The sequence below is a fragment of the Parapedomonas caeni genome, assembly GCF_041060555.1.
In the GTDB taxonomy this organism is placed as follows: domain Bacteria; phylum Pseudomonadota; class Alphaproteobacteria; order Sphingomonadales; family Sphingomonadaceae; genus CAUJIW01.
In genome coordinates this window covers 1-4,887 of record NZ_JBEUDS010000050.1, presented here as the reverse complement: position 1 = coordinate 4,887, position 4,887 = coordinate 1, and the positions used below count along the sequence as shown (strand labels likewise).

The following is a 4,887-nucleotide window of genomic DNA, read 5'->3' as shown; positions in this document are numbered from 1 at the left end:
AACGTTCCTTCAGGAGACTTAAAGTCTCAGGGAGAACTCATCTCGGGGCAAGTTTCGTGCTTAGATGCTTTCAGCACTTATCTCTTCCGCATTTAGCTACCGGGCAATGCCATTGGCATGACAACCCGAACACCAGTGATGCGTCCACTCCGGTCCTCTCGTACTAGGAGCAGCCCCCCTCAATTCTCCAGCGCCCACGGCAGATAGGGACCGAACTGTCTCACGACGTTCTAAACCCAGCTCGCGTACCACTTTAAATGGCGAACAGCCATACCCTTGGGACCTACTTCAGCCCCAGGATGTGATGAGCCGACATCGAGGTGCCAAACACCGCCGTCGATATGAACTCTTGGGCGGTATCAGCCTGTTATCCCCGGAGTACCTTTTATCCGTTGAGCGATGGCCCTTCCATTCAGAACCACCGGATCACTAAGACCTGCTTTCGCACCTGCTCGAGCCGTCACTCTCGCAGTCAAGCTAGCTTATGCCTTTGCACTAACCTCCTGATGTCCGACCAGGATTAGCTAACCTTCGTGCTCCTCCGTTACTCTTTAGGAGGAGACCGCCCCAGTCAAACTACCCACCAGACACTGTCCGCAACCCGGGTAACGGGTCCACGTTAGAACACCAGCCATTAAAGGGTGGTATTTCAAGGATGGCTCCATGCAGACTGGCGTCCACACTTCAAAGCCTCCCACCTATCCTACACATCAAGGACCAGTGTTCAGTGTCAAGCTATAGTAAAGGTTCACGGGGTCTTTCCGTCTTGCCGCGGGTACACTGCATCTTCACAGCGAGTTCAATTTCACTGAGTCTCGGGTGGAGACAGCCTGGCCATCATTACGCCATTCGTGCAGGTCGGAACTTACCCGACAAGGAATTTCGCTACCTTAGGACCGTTATAGTTACGGCCGCCGTTTACCGGGGCTTCGATCAAGAGCTTCTCCTTACGGATAACCCCATCAATTAACCTTCCGGCACCGGGCAGGCGTCACACCGTATACGTCCACTTTCGTGTTTGCACAGTGCTGTGTTTTTAATAAACAGTTGCAGCCAGCTGGTATCTTCGACTGATTTCAGCTCCATGAGTAAATCACTTCACCTACATATCAGCGTGCCTTCTCCCGAAGTTACGGCACCATTTTGCCTAGTTCCTTCACCCGAGTTCTCTCAAGCGCCTTGGTATTCTCTACCTGACCACCTGTGTCGGTTTGGGGTACGATTTCGTGTTACCTGATGCTTAGAGGCTTTTCCTGGAAGCAGGGCATTTGTTACTTCAGCACCGTAGTGCCTCGTCATCACACCTCAGCGTTAAAAAGGTACCGGATTTACCTGGAACCTCCGCCTACATGCTTAAACCGGGACAACCGTCGCCCGGCTAACATAGCCTTCTCCGTCCCCCCTTCGCAGTAACACCAAGTACAGGAATATTAACCTGTTTCCCATCGACTACGCCTTTCGGCCTCGCCTTAGGGGTCGACTCACCCTGCCCCGATTAACGTTGGACAGGAACCCTTGGTCTTCCGGCGTGCGGGTTTTTCACCCGCATTATCGTTACTTATGTCAGCATTCGCACTTCTGATACCTCCAGCATACCTCACAGCACACCTTCAACGGCTTACAGAACGCTCCCCTACCCAACAACACATAGTGTCGCTGCCGCAGCTTCGGTGCATGGTTTAGCCCCGTTACATCTTCCGCGCAGGCCGACTCGACCAGTGAGCTATTACGCTTTCTTTAAATGATGGCTGCTTCTAAGCCAACATCCTGGCTGTCTGTGCCTTCCCACATCGTTTCCCACTTAACCATGACTTTGGGACCTTAGCTGGCGGTCTGGGTTGTTTCCCTCTTCACGACGGACGTTAGCACCCGCCGTGTGTCTCCCGTGATAACATTCTTCGGTATTCGCAGTTTGCATCGGGTTGGTAAGTCGGGATGACCCCCTAGCCGAAACAGTGCTCTACCCCCGAAGATGAGTTCACGAGGCGCTACCTAAATAGCTTTCGGGGAGAACCAGCTATCTCCCGGTTTGATTGGCCTTTCACCCCCAGCCACAAGTCATCCGCTAATTTTTCAACATTAGTCGGTTCGGTCCTCCAGTTAGTGTTACCCAACCTTCAACCTGCCCATGGCTAGATCACCGGGTTTCGGGTCTATACCCTGCAACTTAACGCCCAGTTAAGACTCGGTTTCCCTTCGGCTCCCCTATACGGTTAACCTTGCTACAGAATATAAGTCGCTGACCCATTATACAAAAGGTACGCAGTCACCCCATAAAGAGGCTCCCACTGCTTGTACGTACACGGTTTCAGGTTCTTTTTCACTCCCCTCGCCGGGGTTCTTTTCGCCTTTCCCTCACGGTACTGGTTCACTATCGGTCAGTCAGGAGTATTTAGCCTTGGAGGATGGTCCCCCCATATTCAGACAGGATACCACGTGTCCCGCCCTACTCTTCGAGTTCACAACCTGTGCATTTTGGTGTACGGGACTATCACCCTGTACCGTCGGACTTTCCAGACCGTTCCACTAACACACAAGCTGATTCAGACTCTGGGCTGCTCCCCGTTCGCTCGCCGCTACTGGGGGAATCTCGGTTGATTTCTTTTCCTCGGGGTACTTAGATGTTTCAGTTCCCCCGGTTCGCTTCATTACGCTATGTATTCACGTAATGATAGTGTGTCGAAACACACTGGGTTTCCCCATTCGGAAATCGCCGGTTATAACGGTTCATATCACCTTACCGACGCTTATCGCAGATTAGCACGTCCTTCATCGCCTCTGACTGCCAGGGCATCCACCGTGTACGCTTAGTCGCTTAACCTCACAACCCGAAGATGTTTCGTAAAACATCATCGTGTTGCGAAAATTTGAGAGACTCGAACACACCGCTTTTCATTTCTTATTACGGAGAAATGAAACAGTGTGTCGTTTCAATTTTCAGCTTGATCCAGATTTTTAAAGAGCAAATATCTCAAACGTCACCCGAAGGTAAGTTTTGAGATATTGGGGTCGGCGACTTTCACTCACACATACCAGCAAGTGGCGTCCCCTAGGGGATTCGAACCCCTGTTACCGCCGTGAAAGGGCGGTGTCCTGGGCCTCTAGACGAAGGGGACACTGAAGTCTCAATCGCAAGACGCCTTGCTATTTACTTTTCATCAGACAATCTGTGTGAGCACTACAAAGAACGTTTCTTTAAGGTAAGGAGGTGATCCAACCGCAGGTTCCCCTACGGTTACCTTGTTACGACTTCACCCCAGTCATGAATCACAAAGTGGTAAGCGCCCTCCCGAAGGTTAAGCTACCTACTTCTTTTGCAACCCACTCCCATGGTGTGACGGGCGGTGTGTACAAGGCCCGGGAACGTATTCACCGTGGCATTCTGATCCACGATTACTAGCGATTCCGACTTCATGGAGTCGAGTTGCAGACTCCAATCCGGACTACGACATACTTTATGAGGTCCGCTTGCTCTCGCGAGGTCGCTTCTCTTTGTATATGCCATTGTAGCACGTGTGTAGCCCTACTCGTAAGGGCCATGATGACTTGACGTCATCCCCACCTTCCTCCAGTTTATCACTGGCAGTCTCCTTTGAGTTCCCGGCCGAACCGCTGGCAACAAAGGATAAGGGTTGCGCTCGTTGCGGGACTTAACCCAACATTTCACAACACGAGCTGACGACAGCCATGCAGCACCTGTCTCAGAGTTCCCGAAGGCACCAAAGCATCTCTGCTAAGTTCTCTGGATGTCAAGAGTAGGTAAGGTTCTTCGCGTTGCATCGAATTAAACCACATGCTCCACCGCTTGTGCGGGCCCCCGTCAATTCATTTGAGTTTTAACCTTGCGGCCGTACTCCCCAGGCGGTCGACTTAACGCGTTAGCTCCGGAAGCCACGCCTCAAGGGCACAACCTCCAAGTCGACATCGTTTACGGCGTGGACTACCAGGGTATCTAATCCTGTTTGCTCCCCACGCTTTCGCACCTGAGCGTCAGTCTTTGTCCAGGGGGCCGCCTTCGCCACCGGTATTCCTCCAGATCTCTACGCATTTCACCGCTACACCTGGAATTCTACCCCCCTCTACAAGACTCTAGCCTGCCAGTTTCGGATGCAGTTCCCAGGTTGAGCCCGGGGATTTCACATCCGACTTGACAGACCGCCTGCGTGCGCTTTACGCCCAGTAATTCCGATTAACGCTTGCACCCTCCGTATTACCGCGGCTGCTGGCACGGAGTTAGCCGGTGCTTCTTCTGCGAGTAACGTCAATCGTTGCGGTTATTAACCACAACGCCTTCCTCCTCGCTGAAAGTACTTTACAACCCGAAGGCCTTCTTCATACACGCGGCATGGCTGCATCAGGCTTGCGCCCATTGTGCAATATTCCCCACTGCTGCCTCCCGTAGGAGTCTGGACCGTGTCTCAGTTCCAGTGTGGCTGGTCATCCTCTCAGACCAGCTAGGGATCGTCGCCTAGGTGAGCCGTTACCCCACCTACTAGCTAATCCCATCTGGGCACATCCGATGGCAAGAGGCCCGAAGGTCCCCCTCTTTGGTCTTGCGACGTTATGCGGTATTAGCTACCGTTTCCAGTAGTTATCCCCCTCCATCGGGCAGTTTCCCAGACATTACTCACCCGTCCGCCACTCGTCACCCAAGGAGCAAGCTCCTCTGTGCTACCGTTCGACTTGCATGTGTTAGGCCTGCCGCCAGCGTTCAATCTGAGCCATGATCAAACTCTTCAATTTAAGTTTGATGCTCGTGAATTAAACTTCGTAATGAATTACGTATGTTCACTCAGAGACTTGGTATTCATTTTTCGTCTTGCGACGTTAAGAATCCGTATCTTCGAGTGCCCACACAGATTGTCTGATAAATTGTTAAAGAGCAGT

Annotated in this window: 1 tRNA gene and 2 rRNA genes; all 3 read right to left on the bottom strand. The window is 52.1% G+C overall.

Annotated elements, in window-relative coordinates:
- A 23S ribosomal RNA gene (locus ABU113_RS16920) occupies positions 1 to 2,821 on the bottom strand; the annotation flags it as partial.
- A gap of 219 nt (positions 2,822 to 3,040) precedes the next feature.
- Positions 3,041 to 3,116: transfer RNA gene (locus ABU113_RS16915), tRNA-Glu, on the bottom strand.
- Between the two features lie 85 nt (positions 3,117 to 3,201).
- Positions 3,202 to 4,743, bottom strand: a 16S ribosomal RNA gene (locus tag ABU113_RS16910).
- Between the last annotated feature and the right edge of the window lie 144 nt (positions 4,744 to 4,887).